The following is a 16,220-nucleotide window of genomic DNA, read 5'->3' on the forward strand; positions in this document are numbered from 1 at the left end:
AGGGTGCCGGCCGCGCCGGCGGACTTCGGCCCGGCCTCCTACGCCCCGGCGCCCGAAGGCACCGACCTGGTGCAGATCGCGGCGGACTACGGCCTGTTCATCGGCGGCGAGTTGGTGCCGGCCCGCAGCGACCGGGCGGCGCCGACGGTGAACCCCGCCACCGGGGAGACCCTGGCGACGTTCGCGGTCGGGGGCACCGAGGACGTGGACCGGGCGGTGCTTGCCGCCCGCGACGCCTACGAATCGCGATGGCGGGACACGCCGGGCCGCGTGCGGGCGCGCTATCTGTACCGCATCGCCCGGCTGCTTCAGGAGCGGTCCCGGGAGTTCGCCGTGCTGGAGACGCTCGACGGCGGCAAACCCATCAAGGAGTCCCGCGACGTGGATCTGCCCCTGGCGGCGGCGCACTTCTTCCACCACGCCGGCTGGGCCGACAAGCTGGACTACGCCTTCGCCGGCGCCGAGGCGCGGCCGGTGGGCGTGGTGGGGCAGGTGATCCCCTGGAACTTCCCGCTGCTGATGGCGGCCTGGAAGCTGGCCCCCGCCCTGGCCGCCGGCAACACCGTCGTGCTGAAGCCGGCGGAGACCACGCCGCTGACCGCGCTGCTGCTGACCGAGGTGCTGCAGGACGCCGACCTTCCGCCGGGGGTGGTCAACATCGTCACCGGCGACGGCACCACCGGTGCCGCCACGGTGGCCCATCCCGGCGTCGACAAGGTGGCGTTCACCGGGTCCACGGCGGTCGGCAAGGAGATCCAGCGCACCCTGGCCGGCACTGGCCGGCGCCTCACGCTGGAACTCGGCGGCAAGGCGGCCAACGTCATCTTCGAGGATGCGGCGCTGGATCAGGTGACCGAGGGCATCGTCGGTGGCATCTACTTCAACCAGGGGCAGGTCTGCTGCGCCGGTTCGCGCCTGCTGGTGCAGGAGAGCGTGGCGGACGTGGTGATCTCCAAGCTGCGCCATCGCATGGACACACTGCTGGTCGGTGACCCCTTGGACAAGAACACCGACATCGGGGCCCTCAACTCGGCCGCCCAGCTGCGCAAGATCACCGAGCTCGTGGAGTCGGGCGTGCAGCAGGGCGCCGAGCTGTACCAGCCGCCCTGCGCCCTGCCGGAGCGGGGCTGGTTCTTCCCGCCGACGCTGTTCTGCGACGTGTCGCCGTCGCACCGGATCGCCCGGGAGGAGATCTTCGGCCCGGTGCTGTCGGTGCTGACGTTCCGCACCGCGGAGGAGGCCGTGGAGAAGGCCAACAACACCCCCTACGGGCTGTCGGCGGGCATCTGGACCGAGAAGGGGTCGCGGATCCTGTGGATGGCCGAGCGGATGCAGGCCGGCGTGGTGTGGGCCAACACGTTCAACCGCTTCGACCCGGCCAGCCCGTTCGGCGGCTACCGGGAGAGCGGCTTCGGGCGCGAGGGCGGCCGTCAGGGGCTGCTGCCGTACCTGGAACTGCAGGGAAGCGTCCGATGACCGGCGCGGAGCGGGGCCGCCTCGGGGTCCCCAAGACCTACAAGATGTACGTCGGCGGGGCGTTCGTGCGCTCGGAGTCCGGTCGCACCTTCCCGGCGCGCTCGGCGGGTGGCGAGCTGCTGGCCCACGCCGTGGCCGGGTCGCGCAAGGACGTGCGCGACGCCGTGCGGGCGGCGCGTGGGGCGCAGGCGGCGTGGGCGGCCCGCACCGCCTACAACCGGGGTCAGATCCTCTACCGGGTGGCGGAGGTCATGGACAGCCGCCGCGCCGAGTTGATCGGCGAGCTGACCCGGGCCACCACCGGCGCCGAGGCGGCCGCCGACCCCGCCGCAGAAGTGGACGTGGCCACCGAGCGATGGGTCTGGTACGCCGGCTGGTGCGACAAGTACCCGCAGGTCCTGGGCGGGGCTAACCCCGTGGCCGGGCCCTACTTCAACTTCACCGTGCCCGAGCCCATGGGAGTGGTGGGTCTGGCGGCACCCGACGAGGCGCCTCTTCTGGGAATCGTGTCGCGCCTGGCTCCGGCCCTGGTCCCGGGAAACGCCGCGGTGGTGCTGGCCGGCGAACGCCACCCGCTGGTGGCGGTCACTCTGGCGGAGATCCTGGCAACCAGCGACGTGCCCGCCGGCGTCGTGAACGTCCTGACCGGGCGCCGGGCACCGCTGGTGCGGGCGCTGGCCGGACACGGCGACGTGGACTGCGTCGACCTGACCGGCTGCGACCCGGCGGGCGACGACGGTGCCGACGTGGCGGGCGAAGCCGAGCGGCTGGCCGCGGAGACCGTGACCCGGGTCGTCCACGCCGCGCCCCGCGAGCGCCGCTGGCTGGAGGCCGCCGCCCAGAGCCCCTACGCCATCTCCGCCTTCTGCGAGTACAAGACGGTGTGGCACCCCAAAGGCCGCTGAGCCGACCCGTGCGCACGATGCCGCCGTCGGGTCCGACGCGTCCCGAGGCGTGGCCGCGATGAGCGAGGGCAGGCAGTTCGTGCTCGGTGTGGACCTGGACGGCGTGTGCGGCGACTACATCGGAACGTTCCGGCGGATCGTGGCCGAGAGGTTGGGCGTGCCCGCCGAGTCGCTGAGCAGGGACGTCTCCTGGGGATGCGAGGAGTGGGGCATCCGGACCCCCGAGGAGTTCGACGAGCTGCACCGTCACGCCGTCCTGGAACGCCACATGCTGCGGCACATGGACCTGATCCCGGGCGCGGCCGAGGTGCTGTGGCGGCTGTCCGACGCCGGGGTCTGGATCCGCATCGTGACTCACCGGCTCTACGTGAACTGGGGCCATGCCGTGACCGCCGGCGACACCGCCGAGTGGCTCGACACGGCCAGGATCCCCTACCGCGACCTCTGCTTCATCGCCGCCAAGTCCTCGATGAACGCCGACGCCTTCGTGGACGACGCCCCCCATCAGATCGAGGACCTGCGCGCCGCGGGCCAAACCGTCATCGTGTTCGACCAGCCCTACAACCGCCATCTGGCGGCCCCCCGGGCCGCCGACTGGGGCGAGGTGGAGGAACTGGTGCGCGACCTCGTGGTCGAGCGCACCGGCAGCTTCCCGATGCAGCTCCCCGGCATCGACCCCGGGGCCGACCGCTTGGCCCGCCGCCTCTACCGCCACCCGGCGCGGACCGCTGAGGACGGTGGCTGAGCGAGGCGGCGCCCGGCTGCGGGCGTTCGTGACCGCTCCGCTGCGCGGGCCCGGCTTCGAGGCCCTGCAGCGCTTGGCCGACGTGGTCTACGAGCCGTGGCTGGAGTACACCCCCGTCCGCCTCTACGACCCGCCCCGCCTGGCGCAGCGGCTCGCCGAGGTGGGCGCCGACCTGCTGATCTGCGAGGCCGACTTCTGCTCCGGAGAGGTCATGGAGCTCCCCTTGCGGGCCATCGTGGCCACCCGCGGCGAGCCGTCCAACGTGGACGTGGCCGCCGCCACGGCCGCCGGCATTCCCGTCCTGTACACGCCCGGTCGCAACGCCGACGCCGTGGCGGAGCTCACCGTTGCGTTGCTGTTCGCCGTGAACCGAAGACTCGTCCCCGCCGATCGCGCCGTGCGCACCGGGCGGATCTTCACCGAGACGCTGCCCTACCAGCGCTACCGCAGCGGCCTCCTGGCCGGGCAGACCTTCGGGATCGTCGGCCTGGGTGCGGTCGGCCGGGCGGTACGCCGGCGGATGGAGGGACTGGGCCTGGGGGTGATCGCGCACGACCCCCACGTCGGCGAGGCGCGGCACAGCCTCGAGGACCTGCTCGCTACCGCCGACATCGTGTCGATGCACGCCCCGCCCAGCGCCGAGACTGCGCACATGATGAGCGCGCCGCAGTTCGCGGCCATGCGGCCCGGAGCTGTCTACCTCAACACCGCCCGGGCGGTGCTGCACGACTTGGACGCCCTCGTGGCGGCGCTGGAGTCGGGACACCTCGGCGGCTGCGGGCTCGACCACTTCGACGGCGAGCAACTGCCCGAGGGCCATCCGCTGTGCGGGCGCGACGACGTGGTGCTGACGCCGCACATCGGCGGGGCCAGCTACCACACCGAGCAGGTGCAGGCCTCGATGGTTGCCACCGACCTGCAGAGGCTGCTCGACGGTGAGCGGCCCGCCCACGTCGCCAACCCGGAGGTCCTCTCGTGAACGCCGAAGACCGCGCCGCACCCAGCCGGTCCCGCCAGGAATCAGCCCGGGCCGTGCTGGAGACGGCGCAGGCCATGTACGCCAAGGGGCTGGTGGAGGGCACCGCCGGCAACGTCTCCGGACGTGTCGGCGACGGCACGTTCTGCCTCACGCCGTCGTCGCTGGGCTACCAGGCGATGCGAACCTCCGATCTGGTCTTCGTGGACGCCGGCGGCGATGTGGTGGCCGGCGACGGCCATCCCTCCAGCGAGAAGTCGCTGCATCTGGCCTGCTACCGGCATTGGTCCGAAGTAGGCGGCGTGGTGCACTGCCATCCGCTGTACGCCTCCATGTTCGCGGTGGCCCGCCGGACCATTCCGGCCGCCATCGAGGAGGTCGTGATCTACATCGGCGGCGACGTCGAGGTCTGTGACTACCACCTCACCGGGAGCGACGAACTCGGCGAGGCGGTGGCGGCAGCGCTCGGCCGGCGCAGCGCCGTGCTGATGGCCAACCACGGGTTGGTGACGGTGGGGCGCGATCCGGCCGACGCCCTCCACGCCGCCCTCGTCGTGGAGCGCACCGCCCACATCGTCTGGGGAGCCCGGCTGCTCGGCACTCCCGGCAGCGTTCCGGAGAAGGTGAACCAGGACTTCGCCGGCGTCTACCGCTGGGTGCGCGAGTCCAGTTGGGGCGGGGAGGCCTGAGAAGGTCATGGCGCCGCGCCCGGCCCGCCCGGCCCGAAAAGAAGAGCAGCGGACCGGCGAAGAAGGGCCGGTCCGCTGCTCAGGGCGGTGATGGTGGCTCCCCACCCTAGTGGTCGCACCTTGTGTCCGCAAGAGGTGTCCGCAAGAGGCTCCGGCGACGGACCGCACCCGGCCGCGACCGGCGGGAGCCTCGGGCGCGCGAGACTGCGCGACGAGGCGATGACGCGAGCAGGTCCGGTCCTGAGTCCAGCCCGGAGCCAACACAGACAGGGGAGGCCGATGGCACCGTTCGGTAGGGACAAGACGCGAATGCCCACCACCGAGGAGATGCTGCCCGGCCGCTCCAGGGCCATGCCGGTGGCCGCCACCCACGCCGTGTTGGGCACGCCCACGCAGCCGCCCTTCCCGCCGCAGATGCAGACCCTGATCGTGGGGATGGGCTGCTTCTGGGGAGCCGAGCGCTTGTTCTGGCAGGCCGAGGGTGTCTACACGACCGCGGTCGGCTATGCCGGGGGCGGAACCCCGAACCCCACCTACGAGGAGGTGTGCTCGGGGAGAACCGGCCACACCGAGGCAGTGCTGGTGGTGTTCGCCCCCGCGGTGACCGACCTCGACGCCATGCTGCGCATCTTCTGGGAGAACCACAATCCCACCCAGGGCATGCGCCAGGGCAACGACGTGGGGACCCAGTACCGCTCGGCCGTCTACACCGCCGACGACAGCCAGCGAAAGGCAGCGGAGCGGTCGCAGGAGCGCTACGGCCCCGTGCTGGCCGCCGCCGGCCTCGGCCGGATCACCACCGAGATCGCACCCGCGCCGCCCTTCTATTTCGCCGAGGACTATCACCAGCAGTACCTGGCCAAGAACCCTTGGGGCTACTGCGGCATCGGCGGAACCGGCCTGGTCCTGCCGGATGACCAGGAGGCACAACACCGCCCCGGAACGCCGGTTGCCGGCGCCGAGGCGGCTGCCCGGTGAACCGGCCGGACCTCCCCGGCGCGCCGCTCCGACCGGTCCGGTGAGCGCGGTCACCCTCGACGGCGAACGTCTCGCCGGCGAGATCCGCGAGCAGTTGCGCGGCCGCATCGAGGCGCTGGCACGCCGGGGTGCGACCCCGGGGCTGGGCACCGTGCTGGTGGGCGACGACGGCCCCTCGGCCAACTACGTGGCCATGAAGCACCGGGACTGCGCCGAACTGGGCATGGAATCCCACCACGTGCACCTGCCCGCCGATGCCACGCAGGCCGACGTCGACGGCGTCGTCGACCGCTTCAATGCCGACGACGCCGTGCACGCCTACCTGATGCAGTACCCCTTCCCGGGCCACCTCGACTACGAGTCCGCCCTGCTGCGCGTGGACCCGACGAAGGACTCCGACGGGCTGCACCCGGTGAACCTGGGCAAGCTGGTGCAGGGCATCGATGCGCCGCTGGCGTGCACCCCTGCGGGAATCCAGTACATGCTCGAGGCCTACGACATCCCGATCAAGGGCGCCGCCGTCGTGATCGTGGGGCGCGGGCTCACCATCGGCCGGCCCCTGGCCAACCTGTTGACCCTGAAGCGCCCGGGCGCCAACGCCGCGGTCACCGTGGTGCACACCGGCGTGGCGGACCTGGCGATCCACACGCGCCGGGCGGACATCCTGATCGCGGCGGCGGGGTCGCCGGGCCTCATCACCGCCGACATGGTGAAGCCCGGGGCGGCAGTGGTCGCCGCCGGTGTCTCGTTCTCGGGACGCCGGCTGCTGTCGGACGTGGACGACGGCGTGGCCGAGGTGGCGGGATGGCTCTCGCCCCGCATCGGCGGTGTCGGACCCATGACCCGCGCCATGCTGCTGCGCAACACCGTGGCCGCTGCCGAGGCCGCAGCGGGGTGACGCATCGGGCCGGCGTGGTGCCGGGGGGATGCCCGTAGGCTGCACTTCCATGCGAGACGCCAGCGGAAGTACAGCCGCGGCACGAATCGCCATCGGCAGCGACGGCGTGCTGCAGGTCCCCGACGTGCCGATCATCCCGTATGTGGAGGGCGACGGCACCGGGGTGGACATCTGGCCGGCGGCGCGAGCCGTGCTCGACGCGGCCGCGGCCCGCTTCGGCAGGCGGGTCCAGTGGATGGAGGTGCTCGCCGGGGAGAAGGCCTTCAACGAGACCGGCGAGTGGCTGCCGACCGAGACGATCGACGCCTTCCGGGACTACCTCATCGGCATCAAGGGGCCGCTCACGACGCCGGTGGGCGGCGGGTTCCGCAGCCTCAACGTGGCCATCCGCCAGCTGCTGGACCTCTACGTCTGCCTGCGGCCGGTGCGCTGGTTCCGGGGCGTGCCCTCGCCGGTGCGCAACCCCGAACTGGTGGACATGGTGATCTTCCGGGAGAACACCGAGGACATCTACGCCGGGATCGAGGCTGAGGCCGGGACGCCCGAGGCGGCGCGGGTCCGGGAGATCGTCCGGGAGGTATTCGGGCGGGAGTTGCGCGCCGACAGCGGGATCGGCATCAAACCGGTGTCGCGCACGGGCTCGCAGCGCCTGCAGCGTGCCGCCCTGAACTACGCCGTGGCCCGCAAGCGCTCACGGGTCACGTTCGTGCACAAGGGCAACATCATGAAGTTCACCGAGGGCGCCTTCCGCAACTGGGGCTACGAGTTGGTGCGGGAGGAGTTCGCGGCGGCAGCGGTGGGCTGGGACGACTGCGGGGGCGATCCCGGAGGGCGGATCCTCGTCAGCGACACCATCGCCGACATCGCCCTCCAGCAGGTACTGACCCGCCCGGCCGAGTTCGACGTGATCGCCACGATGAACCTCAATGGCGACTACCTGTCCGACGCCCTGGCCGCCCAGGTCGGCGGCATCGGCATCGCCCCCGGCGGCAACATCAACTACGTCACCGGCCACGGCGTCTTCGAGGCCACACACGGCACAGCCCCCAAGTACGCCGGCCAGGACAAGGTGAACCCGTCATCGGTTCTGCTCTCGGGCGTGATGATGTTCGAGCATCTGGGCTGGGACGCCGCCGCCGATGCGATCGTCGCCGCCATGGAGGAGACGATCGCCGCCGGGATCGTGACCTACGACTTCGCCCGGCTCATGGAGGGTGCCACCGAGGTGCGCTGCTCGGAGTTCGCCCAGGCGATCATCGACCGGCTCTGACAGAGCGGGGACGGGGAGCGACATGAGCGAGACCGCAACGCAGAAGCACGCGCCCGCGCGGGTGGCCGTCACGGGCGCCGCCGGCCAGATCGGCTACAGCCTGATGTTCCGCATCGCTTCGGGACAACTGCTGGGGCCGAACGTGCCGATCATCCTGCAGATGCTGGAGATCCCGCCGGCCGTGGGCGCCCTCGAGGGCGTGGCCATGGAGTTGGACGACTGCGCGTTCGGTCTGCTGGCCGGCATGGAGTTGACCGACCGACCCGAGACGGCTTTCTCGGGGGCCTCCTGGGCCCTGCTGGTCGGCAGCCGGCCCCGAACCAAGGGCATGGAACGCAAGGACCTGCTGGAGGCCAACGGCGGCATCTTCACGCGCCAGGGTGCGGCCCTGGCCGCCAACGCCGCCGACGACATCCGTGTCCTGGTGGTGGGCAACCCCGCCAACACCAACTGCCTCATCGCCCAGCGCAACGCCCCGGGCGTCCCCGCCGAGCGCTTCACGGCGATGACCCGGCTCGACCACAACCGCGCCATCGCCCAGCTGGCGGACCGGGCAGGTGCCGCCGTGGCTGACATCAGCCGCATGACGATCTGGGGCAACCACTCGGCCACGCAGTATCCCGACATCTTCAACTGCCGCATCGGCGACCGGCCGGCGAGCGCGGTGGTCGACGACCAGGATTGGCTCGAGGGCGGATTCATCCCCACCGTGCAGCAGCGGGGCGCCGCCATCATCGAAGCGCGAGGGGCCTCATCGGCCGCCTCGGCCGCCAACGCGGCCATCGATCACGTCGGGGACTGGGCGGCAGGGACACCCGCCGGCGACTGGGTCAGCGTGGCGCTGCCCTCCGAGGGCAGCTACGGGGTCCCCGAGGGTCTGATCAGTTCCTTCCCGTGCACCAGCGACGGCACGAGTTGGCAGATCGTGGAAGGTCTCGAGCACAACTCCTTCAGCCGGAGCCGGATCGACGCCTCGGTCGCCGAACTTGCCGCCGAGCGGGACACGGTGACCGAACTGGGCCTGATCGGCTGAGGCATCGGCATGAGCGGGGGCCGGGCTAAAAGTCGGTGATCTCCCGGAGGCCGGCGAGCGCGGTGCTGAGCCTCTCGAGCGCGGCGCGGTGGCCGACGAGGGCCTTGGTGTCGCCGGAGACGACGACACGACCCATCAGGAACTCTACGTGGGCGTCGAGTTCTCCCCTGGCGATGCCGCGCGCCACCTCGTAGCTCTGGCGGTAGACGACCGTGGCCTCGCCGGAGAACCCGCCGAGTGCCTCGGCGCCGTCCGCGTCAATCCGGATCCGGTAGGCACTGCGGATCCCGCCGGGGTGCTCCACGAGTTGCTGGATGACGAGCGGTGGTCCGCCGTCGGTGGTCACCCCGGCCTTCTGCAGCGCCTCGCCGGCGGCTGCCACCCATTCGGCGCTGAGGAACCCGACCACGGAGCACGGACCTCGTTCGTGGCGCAGCCGCGGTGTGTTCAGAGAGCTGCGAGGTTCGCCGCGGCGAACTCCCAGTTCACGAGCTTCTCGATCCAGCGCTCTACGTAGGCGGGACGGGCGTTGCGGTAGTCCAGGTAGTAGGCGTGCTCCCAGACGTCGATGGTCAGCAGCGGCGTCCGGTCACAGCGCTGGGGGAGGTCGGCGTTCGCCGTCGCCATGACCTCCAGGTCGTTGCCGCCCGCCACCAGCCACACCCAACCCGAGCCGAAGTGACCGCATGCGGCGTCGGTGAACTGCTTGCGGAACCCGTCGACCGATCCGAAGCCGCCCTCGATGGCGGCGCGCAGCCGGCCGCTGGGGTCGCCGCCACCGGCGGGATGCATGGAGTGCCAGTAGAAGGTGTGGTTCCAGACCTGGGCCGCGTTGTTGAAAAGGCCCCCGGCAGTGGTGACGATGAGGTCCTCCAGCGGGGCGCCTTCGGCTGCGGATCCCGCCACCAGCCGGTTCACGTTGGCCACGTAGCCGGCGTGGTGCTTGCCGTAGTGCAGCGCAACCGTGTCGGCGCTGATGTGCGGGGCGAGCGCGTCCTCCGGGTAGGGGAGCGGCGGCAGGTGAACGGTCGCCGGGTTACTCACGAGGGACCTCCGGGGGACGCAGGGGGTGGTCGCGTCCTGTGATAGCTGTCAGGGTGCCTCCAGTAAACCGTCTCGGGGCCCCGATCCGGCGGGCGCGCGGTGCGCGGTCCGGGAGGCCGCCAGTGCCAGGGCGAACGCCGCGACGGCGCAGACCACCGGCCAGAGCACCTCGCCGCGATCAGGCCACTCGAGACCGGTCCCGCTGATCACCTCGCCGTCCCCGGCGAGGTGCCCGACGCCGTTCGGCCAGGGCCAGAGCACGCGCAACGAGCCCAGCATCAACCCGACCATCGTCGCCATCACGTTGTCGTGATGCCTGGCGAGAAGCTTGCTGAGCAACGATGCGAACACCAGGGCCCCCGCCACCGCGCCCGCCGCGAACAGCCCGATCGGCGCCCAGTCCCGGTTGCCGAGAGCGTCGACGAAGGAGGCGTACAGCCCGATGATCAGCAGGACGAACGCACCCGAGATCCCCGGCAGGATCATGGCGCAAATGCCGAGCGCGCCGGCTCCGAGCCAGACGATCGTGACCGGCTCCGCCACGGGCGTGGCGCTGAGCCCGAACAGCCAGGCGCCGAGGGTGGCCACGGCCGCGGTCAGCAGCCCGCGGGGGACTCGCCAGGCGCGCACCTGGCGTGCCGCAACCAGCACGGCGGCGCAGACCAACCCGCCGAAGGCGCCGGCAGTGGATTCGGGGCGGTTCGTCAGCAGCCAGTCGACGGCACGTGCCAGCGCGGCCAGTGCCACGACGGCACCGGCAGCCACCGGCGCCACGAGTGCCCAGTCGATCCGGCGCAACCGCCCCGCAGCCCCTCGCGGGTCGCCGCGCAGCAGGTGCGCCAGTGCCCCGGCAACGCTCCTGACTGCCTCCAGGAGCCGCTCGTAGACACCGAGCAGCACCGCCACCGTGCTGCCGGAGACCCCGGGCACCAGATCGGCCACCCCGATGCAGAATCCTCGCAGGCCGTCGCCGGCCCACCGCAGCACGCCGGCGCCGCTCGGACGCTGCGCCGCTTGGCCGATCCCGTCGCGCACGCGTCCGGAGCGTCTCAGCGCTGGCCGGTGAGCTTGCGGTTCTTCAGCTTGGCCCTGACGTAGTCCCGGTTCGTCCAGGCGATGAAGTCGATGGAGATCTCCTTCGGGCAGGCCTCCTCGCACTCCCCGTGGTTGGTGCAACTGCCGAAGAATCGCTCCATGGTCTCCACCATCGCCTCGGTGCGCGCCCAACGCTCGGGTTGGCCCTGCGGGAGCAGGTTCAGATGCTGCACCTTCGCCGCCGTGAAGAGTTGTGCGGCGCTGTTCGGGCAGGCGGCGACGCAGGCGCCGCAGCCGATGCAGGCGGCCGCGTCGAAGGCACACTCCGCCGCCTCCTTGGGGACGGGCACCAGGTTGGCGTCGGGCGCCGCGCCGGTGTTGACCGAGATGTACCCGCCGGCGGCGATGATCCGGTCCAGAGCCGTCCGGTCGACCGCGAGGTCCCGGATTACCTCGAAGGATCCGGCGCGCCACGGCTCGACGGTGATGAGGTCCCCGTCGGAGAACTCGCGCATGTGGAGTTGGCACGTGGCCGTGCCCTTCTGCGGGCCGTGGGCGCGCCCGTTGATCATCAGGCCGCAGGTGCCGCAGATGCCCTCCCGGCAGTCCGACTCGAAAGTGATGGGTTCCCGGCCTTCCAGCGTGAGACGCTCGTTGAGCACGTCCAGCATCTCCAGGAAGGAGGCGTCGGGGCTGATGCCGCCGACGTCGTAGGTCTCGAAGCGGCCGGCGTCGCCGGGACCGTCCTGGCGCCAGACGCGCAGGCGCACGTTCAGCATTCCGTTCTCGCCGGCGCTCACTTGTAGGACCTCGTGGTGGGTGTCACGGCGCTGAAGGTCAGTTCCTCGCGGTGGCGGATCGGCTCGTCGTCCGGCCCTGCCCATTCCCACGCCGCCACGTGCGTGAAGTGCTCGTCGTCGCGGCGGGCCTCGCCCTCGGCGTCCTGGTGCTCCTCGCGGAAGTGCCCTCCGCAGGACTCCTCGCGCTCCAGCGCGTCGCGCGCCAGCAGCTCGGCGAGCTCGAAGAAATCGTCGACCCGTCCGGCCTTCTCGAGGGACTGATTCAGGGAGGCGGCCGAGCCGGGGACACACACGTCGGCGTGGAACTCCTGGCGTAGGGCGGGGATCTCCGCCAATGCCTTCCGGAGCCCGGCGGCGTTGCGCGCCATGCCGCAGTGGTCCCATACGATCCGTCCCAGCTCGCGGTGGAACCAGTCCACGGTGCGCGACCCCCGGGCGGCCGTCCAGCGGGCGGTGCGATCGCTCACCTCCGAGACGGTGTCGGCGAAGGCGGGATGATCGGTGCGGGGTCCCTCCTCGCCGAGGCGCCCCGCCAGGTAGTCCCCGACGGTGTAGGGGGCGATGAAGTAGCCGTCGGCCAGCCCCTGCATCAGCGCCGAGGCTCCGAGGCGATTGGCTCCGTGGTCGGAGAAGTTGGCCTCTCCGGCCACGAAGAGCCCCGGCACGTTGCTCATGAGGTTGTAGTCCACCCACAGCCCGCCCATCGTGTAGTGGACCGCCGGGTAGATCCGCATGGGTGCCCGGTGGGGATCCTCACCGGTGATGCGCTCGTACATGTCGAAGAGGTTGCCGTACTTGGCCCCCACCACGTCGGCGCCGTCACGCGCCAGCGCATCGGAGAAGTCCAGGTAGACCCCGTTGCGCAGCGGGCCAACACCCCGGCCGGCGTCGACGACGGCCTTGGCGTTGCGCGAGGCCACGTCGCGCGGCACCAGGTTGCCGAAGGCTGCGTACTTCTCCTCGAGGTAGTAGTCGCGTTCGGCCTCGGGTATGTCGGCGGGCGCTCTCGCGTCGTCGAAGGCTCTCGGCACCCAGATGCGCCCGTCGTTGCGCAGCGACTCGGACATCAGCGTCAGCTTGGACTGGAAGTCGTCGCCCGCGGGGATGCAAGTGGGGTGGATCTGCGTGTAGCAGGGGTTGGCGAAGAGGGCGCCACGCCGGTGTGCCCGCCAAGCCGCGGTGACGTTGCACATCTTGGCGTTCGTCGAGAGGAAGTAGACGTTGCTGTAGCCGCCGGTGGCCAGGATGACGGCGTCGCCGGCGTGGGCGGTCACCTCGCCGGACAGCAGATCCCGCACCACGATGCCGACCGCCCGCCCTTCGGCGACCACCAGGTCGAGCATCTCGGCCCGGGTGTGCAGGTTGACGGTGCCCGCCGCCACCTGCCGCATCAACGCCGAATAGGCGCCGAGAAGGAGCTGCTGGCCGGTCTGGCCGCGGGCGTAGAAGGTGCGGGACACCTGCGCGCCGCCGAAGGAGCGGTTGTCCAGCAGGCCGCCGTACTCGCGGGCGAAGGGAACGCCGGCCGCGACGCACTGGTCGATGATCGCCAGTGACGTCTCGGCGAGGCGGTACACGTTGGCCTCGCGGCTGCGGTAGTCGCCGCCCTTGATGGTGTCGTAGAACAGGCGGAAGACGCTGTCGCCGTCGTTCTTGTAGTTCTTGGCCGCATTGATGCCACCCTGGGCGGCGATGGAGTGCGCCCGGCGTGGCGAGTCGTGGTAGGTGAAGGCCTTGACCCGGTAGCCCAACTCGCCGAGGGAGGCCGCCGCCGCCGCCCCGGCCAGGCCGGTGCCCACCACGATGACGGTGAAACGGCGCTTGTTGTTGGGGTTGACGAGGCGCAGGGCGAACTTGTGGTCCGTCCAGGCGTCCTCCAGGGGCCCTTCGGGCAGCCGTGCGTCCAGGCTCCCGTTCATGGCGCGCCTCCCGCGGCGGTCCGGCGGCGGTCCGGCCGGGGCTGCCGGTGGCGCTCCGGCGGCCTAGAATGGCCGCCTACGTCGCCCCCGGCATCCCCGCCCTCGATTGCGGGCGTCAGTCCTCTGGGGCTGTGATATCTGACGTCGGTCATGACTCGGCTCCGGCGTGGTCGATTTGCTGTTGCCGTTCCCGCACGACGGAGCGCCCGCCGTCGTCGATCACGCCGGCCTGCACCAGGATCGGGAAGCTGAGGTTGCCGACGAGGATCACCGCGGCGAAGGCTTGGGCGAACCTGCGCCGCAGCGGGTTCCAGCGCGGGCTGTTGATGCCGAGACTCTGGAACATGCTCCAGGCGCCGTGGTAGATGTGCACCGCCAACGCCACGTTGGCGACGATGTACCAGATGGCGACGGGCAGGTTGGAGAGGCTCGCCACCACGTTGTGGTACGGGTCGCCGCGGATGTAGTCGGGGTTGAAGTGGCCCCAGGTCAGGTCGGCCAGGTGGTACACGACGAACAGGCCGGCAAGGGGACCGGTCCAGCGCATCGTGCGCGAGGCGTAGTCGGCGGCGATGTAGTCGCGGCCCCCGGCGTAGCGCCGGTCGGCCGACCGGCTCATCCGGGTGAGGCTGTAGGCCGAGTGGATGTGCAGCGCGAAGGCGGCGATGAGGCCGAAGCGCAGGGCCCAAAGCACCCAGGTCCGGGGGATGACCTCGGTGCCGAGATCGCGCAGGGTCTCGGCGTACTCGTGGGTCTCCCACGGGCCCTCGTAGAGATGCAGGTTGCCGAGCATGTGCACCAGCACGAACCCCAGCAGGGCGAGACCGGTCAGCGCCATCACCCACTTCTTGCCCACCGCCGACTGGTAGAGGTTCAGCGGCCACGGGAGTTCCCGGCGCGCTGACCGCCGGGATTGCCGGCTCGCTGGCTTCTCGGCAGTCGGCGTCGGGGTGGCTGAACTCAGCGTGCTGCTCCTGCGTGCGGTCGCGGGGCGGATCCGGGGGACCGGCGACTCGGTGGGGCTCTGCGGGTCGTACGTTACCGGCGAGAACCCCCGTCGCCGGGAAACCCCGGAAAATCCCCGCTCCCGCACTTGATTTTGGCCGAGACGCCCGGCATACTCTCTATGACACGCTTGTAATTACACAGGTGTGAATAGACCTGTGGACAACACAGGTGCCAACAGGTGCTCGGACGGCTGTCGAAGGCAACCACGCCGGGGGTCCCCCTGGGTCCGAGACTCCAAGGATCGAGAGGATGTCCGGATGTTCACCCAGGAGATGCGAGTCCAAGATCCGTGGAAGCAGTACGCCAACTGCCTCGGGGTGGATCCCGATCTGTTCTTTCCCGAACGCGGGGCTTCCACCAAGGAGGCCAAGCGGGTCTGCGGTGCATGCGTTGTGCGCACGGAGTGCCTCGAGTACGCCCTCGAGAACGGCGAGAAGTTCGGAATCTGGGGCGGCATGAGCGAGCGGGAGCGCCGTCGCGTGCGCCGCGAGCGGGCCCTGGCACGGCGGCAGGCGAGCGAGTCCGCCACGGCCTGAGGGACCTCCGGTCGGCGAGCGGTTCTGGCCCGCTGCCGGTCTCCGCGAGCGCGGCGTCGCCTCATCCTCGACGGCGCCGGTAGGTCGGCAGACTATTTTCGCCCGCTGCCGGTCTCCGCGAGCGCCGAGCGGGTAACCTGAAGTCGTGGCAGTAATCGGAACGACCGAACTGATCATCATCCTGGTGATCGTCTTGGTGATCTTCGGCGGCGCCAAGCTACCGAAGCTTGCGCGGTCCCTCGGGCAGGCCCAGAGAGAGTTCCGCAAGAACGCCGGTGACGAACTCGAGGAGTCGACCTCGAGCGGATCCGCCGAGACCAAGAACACCAGCGACACCTAGCCCCGCCGGCACGGGTGAGCCCGGCCGCGCAAACTGGCGCGGCACTCGCCGCCGGAGACCAGGGTGACCCCGTTCCGGCGTCCGCGGCCTCTCGGATCGCCGCAGTCAAGCGGTACAGTCTTGCCAATGGCATCTGCGAGGTTGTGCTCCGACGGCCGAGTGACGATCCCCAAGGACCTCCGCGACGCCTGCGGGCTCCGTGTCGGCACCGAGTTCGACGCCGAACTGACCGACGACGGAATCCTGCTCCGCCCGCGGCCTGAGCGGGACCCCGATCAGTGGTGGTTCTGGACCGAGGAGTGGCAGGCCAAAGAGCGCGAGGCCGAGGCGGACATCGCCGCGGGCAGGCACGGGCCGGTGTTCTCGTCGGGGGAGGAGTTCCTGACGGCGCTGCGCGAGATCGCCGGTTTGGGGCCTGGCGGCGACAGCACGGCGGACTGAGGCCACCGGAGCGCCCCGCTTTGCGCCGTGCCCACACATTGAGGCCACCACCTACAGTGTCGGAGCGACAGGCGATTTCACGCTGCGAGTCCGCGGGATGCGCGCAATGTCGGAACCGAAAAATGTC

General features: G+C 70.9%; 18 protein-coding genes. 12 read left to right on the forward strand and 6 right to left on the reverse strand.

Features of this window, described 5'->3' with window-relative positions:
• The first annotated feature begins 3 nt into the window (after window positions 1-3).
• The 9 genes from OXG55_07725 to OXG55_07765 all read left to right on the forward strand — a co-directional run bounded on the left by OXG55_07725 (window position 4) and on the right by OXG55_07765 (window position 8,970).
• The gene (locus OXG55_07725) at window positions 4-1,476 is read left to right on the forward strand and encodes an aldehyde dehydrogenase family protein (GenBank protein ID MCY4103130.1); all 1,473 of its coding nucleotides are present in this window, start codon (window positions 4-6) and stop codon (window positions 1,474-1,476) included.
• Entirely contained in the window at window positions 1,473-2,381 is a 909-nt protein-coding gene (locus OXG55_07730) for an aldehyde dehydrogenase family protein (GenBank protein ID MCY4103131.1), read from the forward strand. Before OXG55_07725 ends, OXG55_07730 begins: the two co-directional genes overlap by 4 nt.
• A gap of 58 nt (window positions 2,382-2,439) precedes the next feature.
• Complete coding sequence (locus OXG55_07735; protein MCY4103132.1) at window positions 2,440-3,126, forward strand: hypothetical protein; 687 nt, start codon at window positions 2,440-2,442, stop codon at window positions 3,124-3,126.
• Window positions 3,119-4,105, forward strand: coding sequence for a 3-phosphoglycerate dehydrogenase (locus tag OXG55_07740; protein MCY4103133.1), 987 nt, complete (start codon window positions 3,119-3,121; stop codon window positions 4,103-4,105). The genes OXG55_07735 and OXG55_07740 overlap by 8 nt, the downstream gene beginning before the upstream one ends.
• Window positions 4,102-4,791 (forward strand): class II aldolase/adducin family protein, encoded by a 690-nt coding sequence (locus OXG55_07745; GenBank protein MCY4103134.1) that lies wholly within the window; start codon window positions 4,102-4,104, stop codon window positions 4,789-4,791. Before OXG55_07740 ends, OXG55_07745 begins: the two co-directional genes overlap by 4 nt.
• A gap of 279 nt (window positions 4,792-5,070) precedes the next feature.
• Window positions 5,071-5,769 (forward strand): peptide-methionine (S)-S-oxide reductase MsrA, encoded by a 699-nt coding sequence (gene msrA, locus OXG55_07750; GenBank protein MCY4103135.1) that lies wholly within the window; start codon window positions 5,071-5,073, stop codon window positions 5,767-5,769.
• Between the two features lie 40 nt (window positions 5,770-5,809).
• The gene (locus OXG55_07755) at window positions 5,810-6,667 is read left to right on the forward strand and encodes a bifunctional 5,10-methylenetetrahydrofolate dehydrogenase/5,10-methenyltetrahydrofolate cyclohydrolase (protein ID MCY4103136.1); all 858 of its coding nucleotides are present in this window, start codon (window positions 5,810-5,812) and stop codon (window positions 6,665-6,667) included.
• A gap of 49 nt (window positions 6,668-6,716) precedes the next feature.
• Entirely contained in the window at window positions 6,717-7,937 is a 1,221-nt protein-coding gene (gene icd, locus OXG55_07760; protein ID MCY4103137.1) for an NADP-dependent isocitrate dehydrogenase, read from the forward strand.
• Window positions 7,938-7,959: 22 nt separating this feature from the next.
• Window positions 7,960-8,970, forward strand: coding sequence for a malate dehydrogenase (locus OXG55_07765; protein ID MCY4103138.1), 1,011 nt, complete (start codon window positions 7,960-7,962; stop codon window positions 8,968-8,970).
• 25 nt (window positions 8,971-8,995) lie between these two features.
• On the opposite strand, the gene OXG55_07770 is transcribed toward OXG55_07765, so the two are convergent.
• The 6 genes from OXG55_07770 to OXG55_07795 form a co-directional block, all read right to left on the reverse strand.
• Window positions 8,996-9,379: a hypothetical protein gene (locus OXG55_07770; protein MCY4103139.1), complete on the reverse strand. Its 384-nt coding sequence runs from the start codon at window positions 9,377-9,379 to the stop codon at window positions 8,996-8,998.
• Window positions 9,380-9,417: 38 nt separating this feature from the next.
• Complete coding sequence (locus tag OXG55_07775; GenBank protein MCY4103140.1) at window positions 9,418-10,014, reverse strand: superoxide dismutase [Fe]; 597 nt, start codon at window positions 10,012-10,014, stop codon at window positions 9,418-9,420.
• Window positions 10,015-10,062: 48 nt separating this feature from the next.
• Window positions 10,063-11,049, reverse strand: coding sequence for a DUF368 domain-containing protein (locus OXG55_07780; GenBank protein ID MCY4103141.1), 987 nt, complete (start codon window positions 11,047-11,049; stop codon window positions 10,063-10,065).
• A 14-nt stretch (window positions 11,050-11,063) separates the two neighbouring features.
• Complete coding sequence (locus tag OXG55_07785) at window positions 11,064-11,825, reverse strand: succinate dehydrogenase/fumarate reductase iron-sulfur subunit (GenBank protein MCY4103142.1); 762 nt, start codon at window positions 11,823-11,825, stop codon at window positions 11,064-11,066.
• Window positions 11,826-11,845: 20 nt separating this feature from the next.
• A complete protein-coding gene (locus OXG55_07790) occupies window positions 11,846-13,768 on the reverse strand; it encodes a fumarate reductase/succinate dehydrogenase flavoprotein subunit (protein ID MCY4103143.1) in 1,923 nt (640 codons plus the stop codon).
• Between the two features lie 148 nt (window positions 13,769-13,916).
• The gene (locus OXG55_07795) at window positions 13,917-14,624 is read right to left on the reverse strand and encodes a succinate dehydrogenase cytochrome b subunit (GenBank protein MCY4103144.1); all 708 of its coding nucleotides are present in this window, start codon (window positions 14,622-14,624) and stop codon (window positions 13,917-13,919) included.
• A 424-nt stretch (window positions 14,625-15,048) separates the two neighbouring features.
• Here OXG55_07795 and OXG55_07800 point away from each other — a divergent pair, with 424 nt between their 5' ends.
• The 3 genes from OXG55_07800 (at window position 15,049) to OXG55_07810 (ending at window position 16,093) form a co-directional block, all read left to right on the forward strand.
• Entirely contained in the window at window positions 15,049-15,312 is a 264-nt protein-coding gene (locus OXG55_07800) for a WhiB family transcriptional regulator (GenBank protein MCY4103145.1), read from the forward strand.
• Window positions 15,313-15,457: 145 nt separating this feature from the next.
• A complete protein-coding gene (tatA, locus tag OXG55_07805; protein ID MCY4103146.1) occupies window positions 15,458-15,652 on the forward strand; it encodes a twin-arginine translocase TatA/TatE family subunit in 195 nt (64 codons plus the stop codon).
• 126 nt (window positions 15,653-15,778) lie between these two features.
• Window positions 15,779-16,093: an AbrB/MazE/SpoVT family DNA-binding domain-containing protein gene (locus OXG55_07810; protein MCY4103147.1), complete on the forward strand. Its 315-nt coding sequence runs from the start codon at window positions 15,779-15,781 to the stop codon at window positions 16,091-16,093.
• Window positions 16,094-16,220 lie beyond the last annotated feature (127 nt).

The sequence above is a fragment of the bacterium genome (assembly GCA_026708055.1).
GTDB lineage: Bacteria > Actinomycetota > Acidimicrobiia > Acidimicrobiales > CATQHL01 > VXNF01.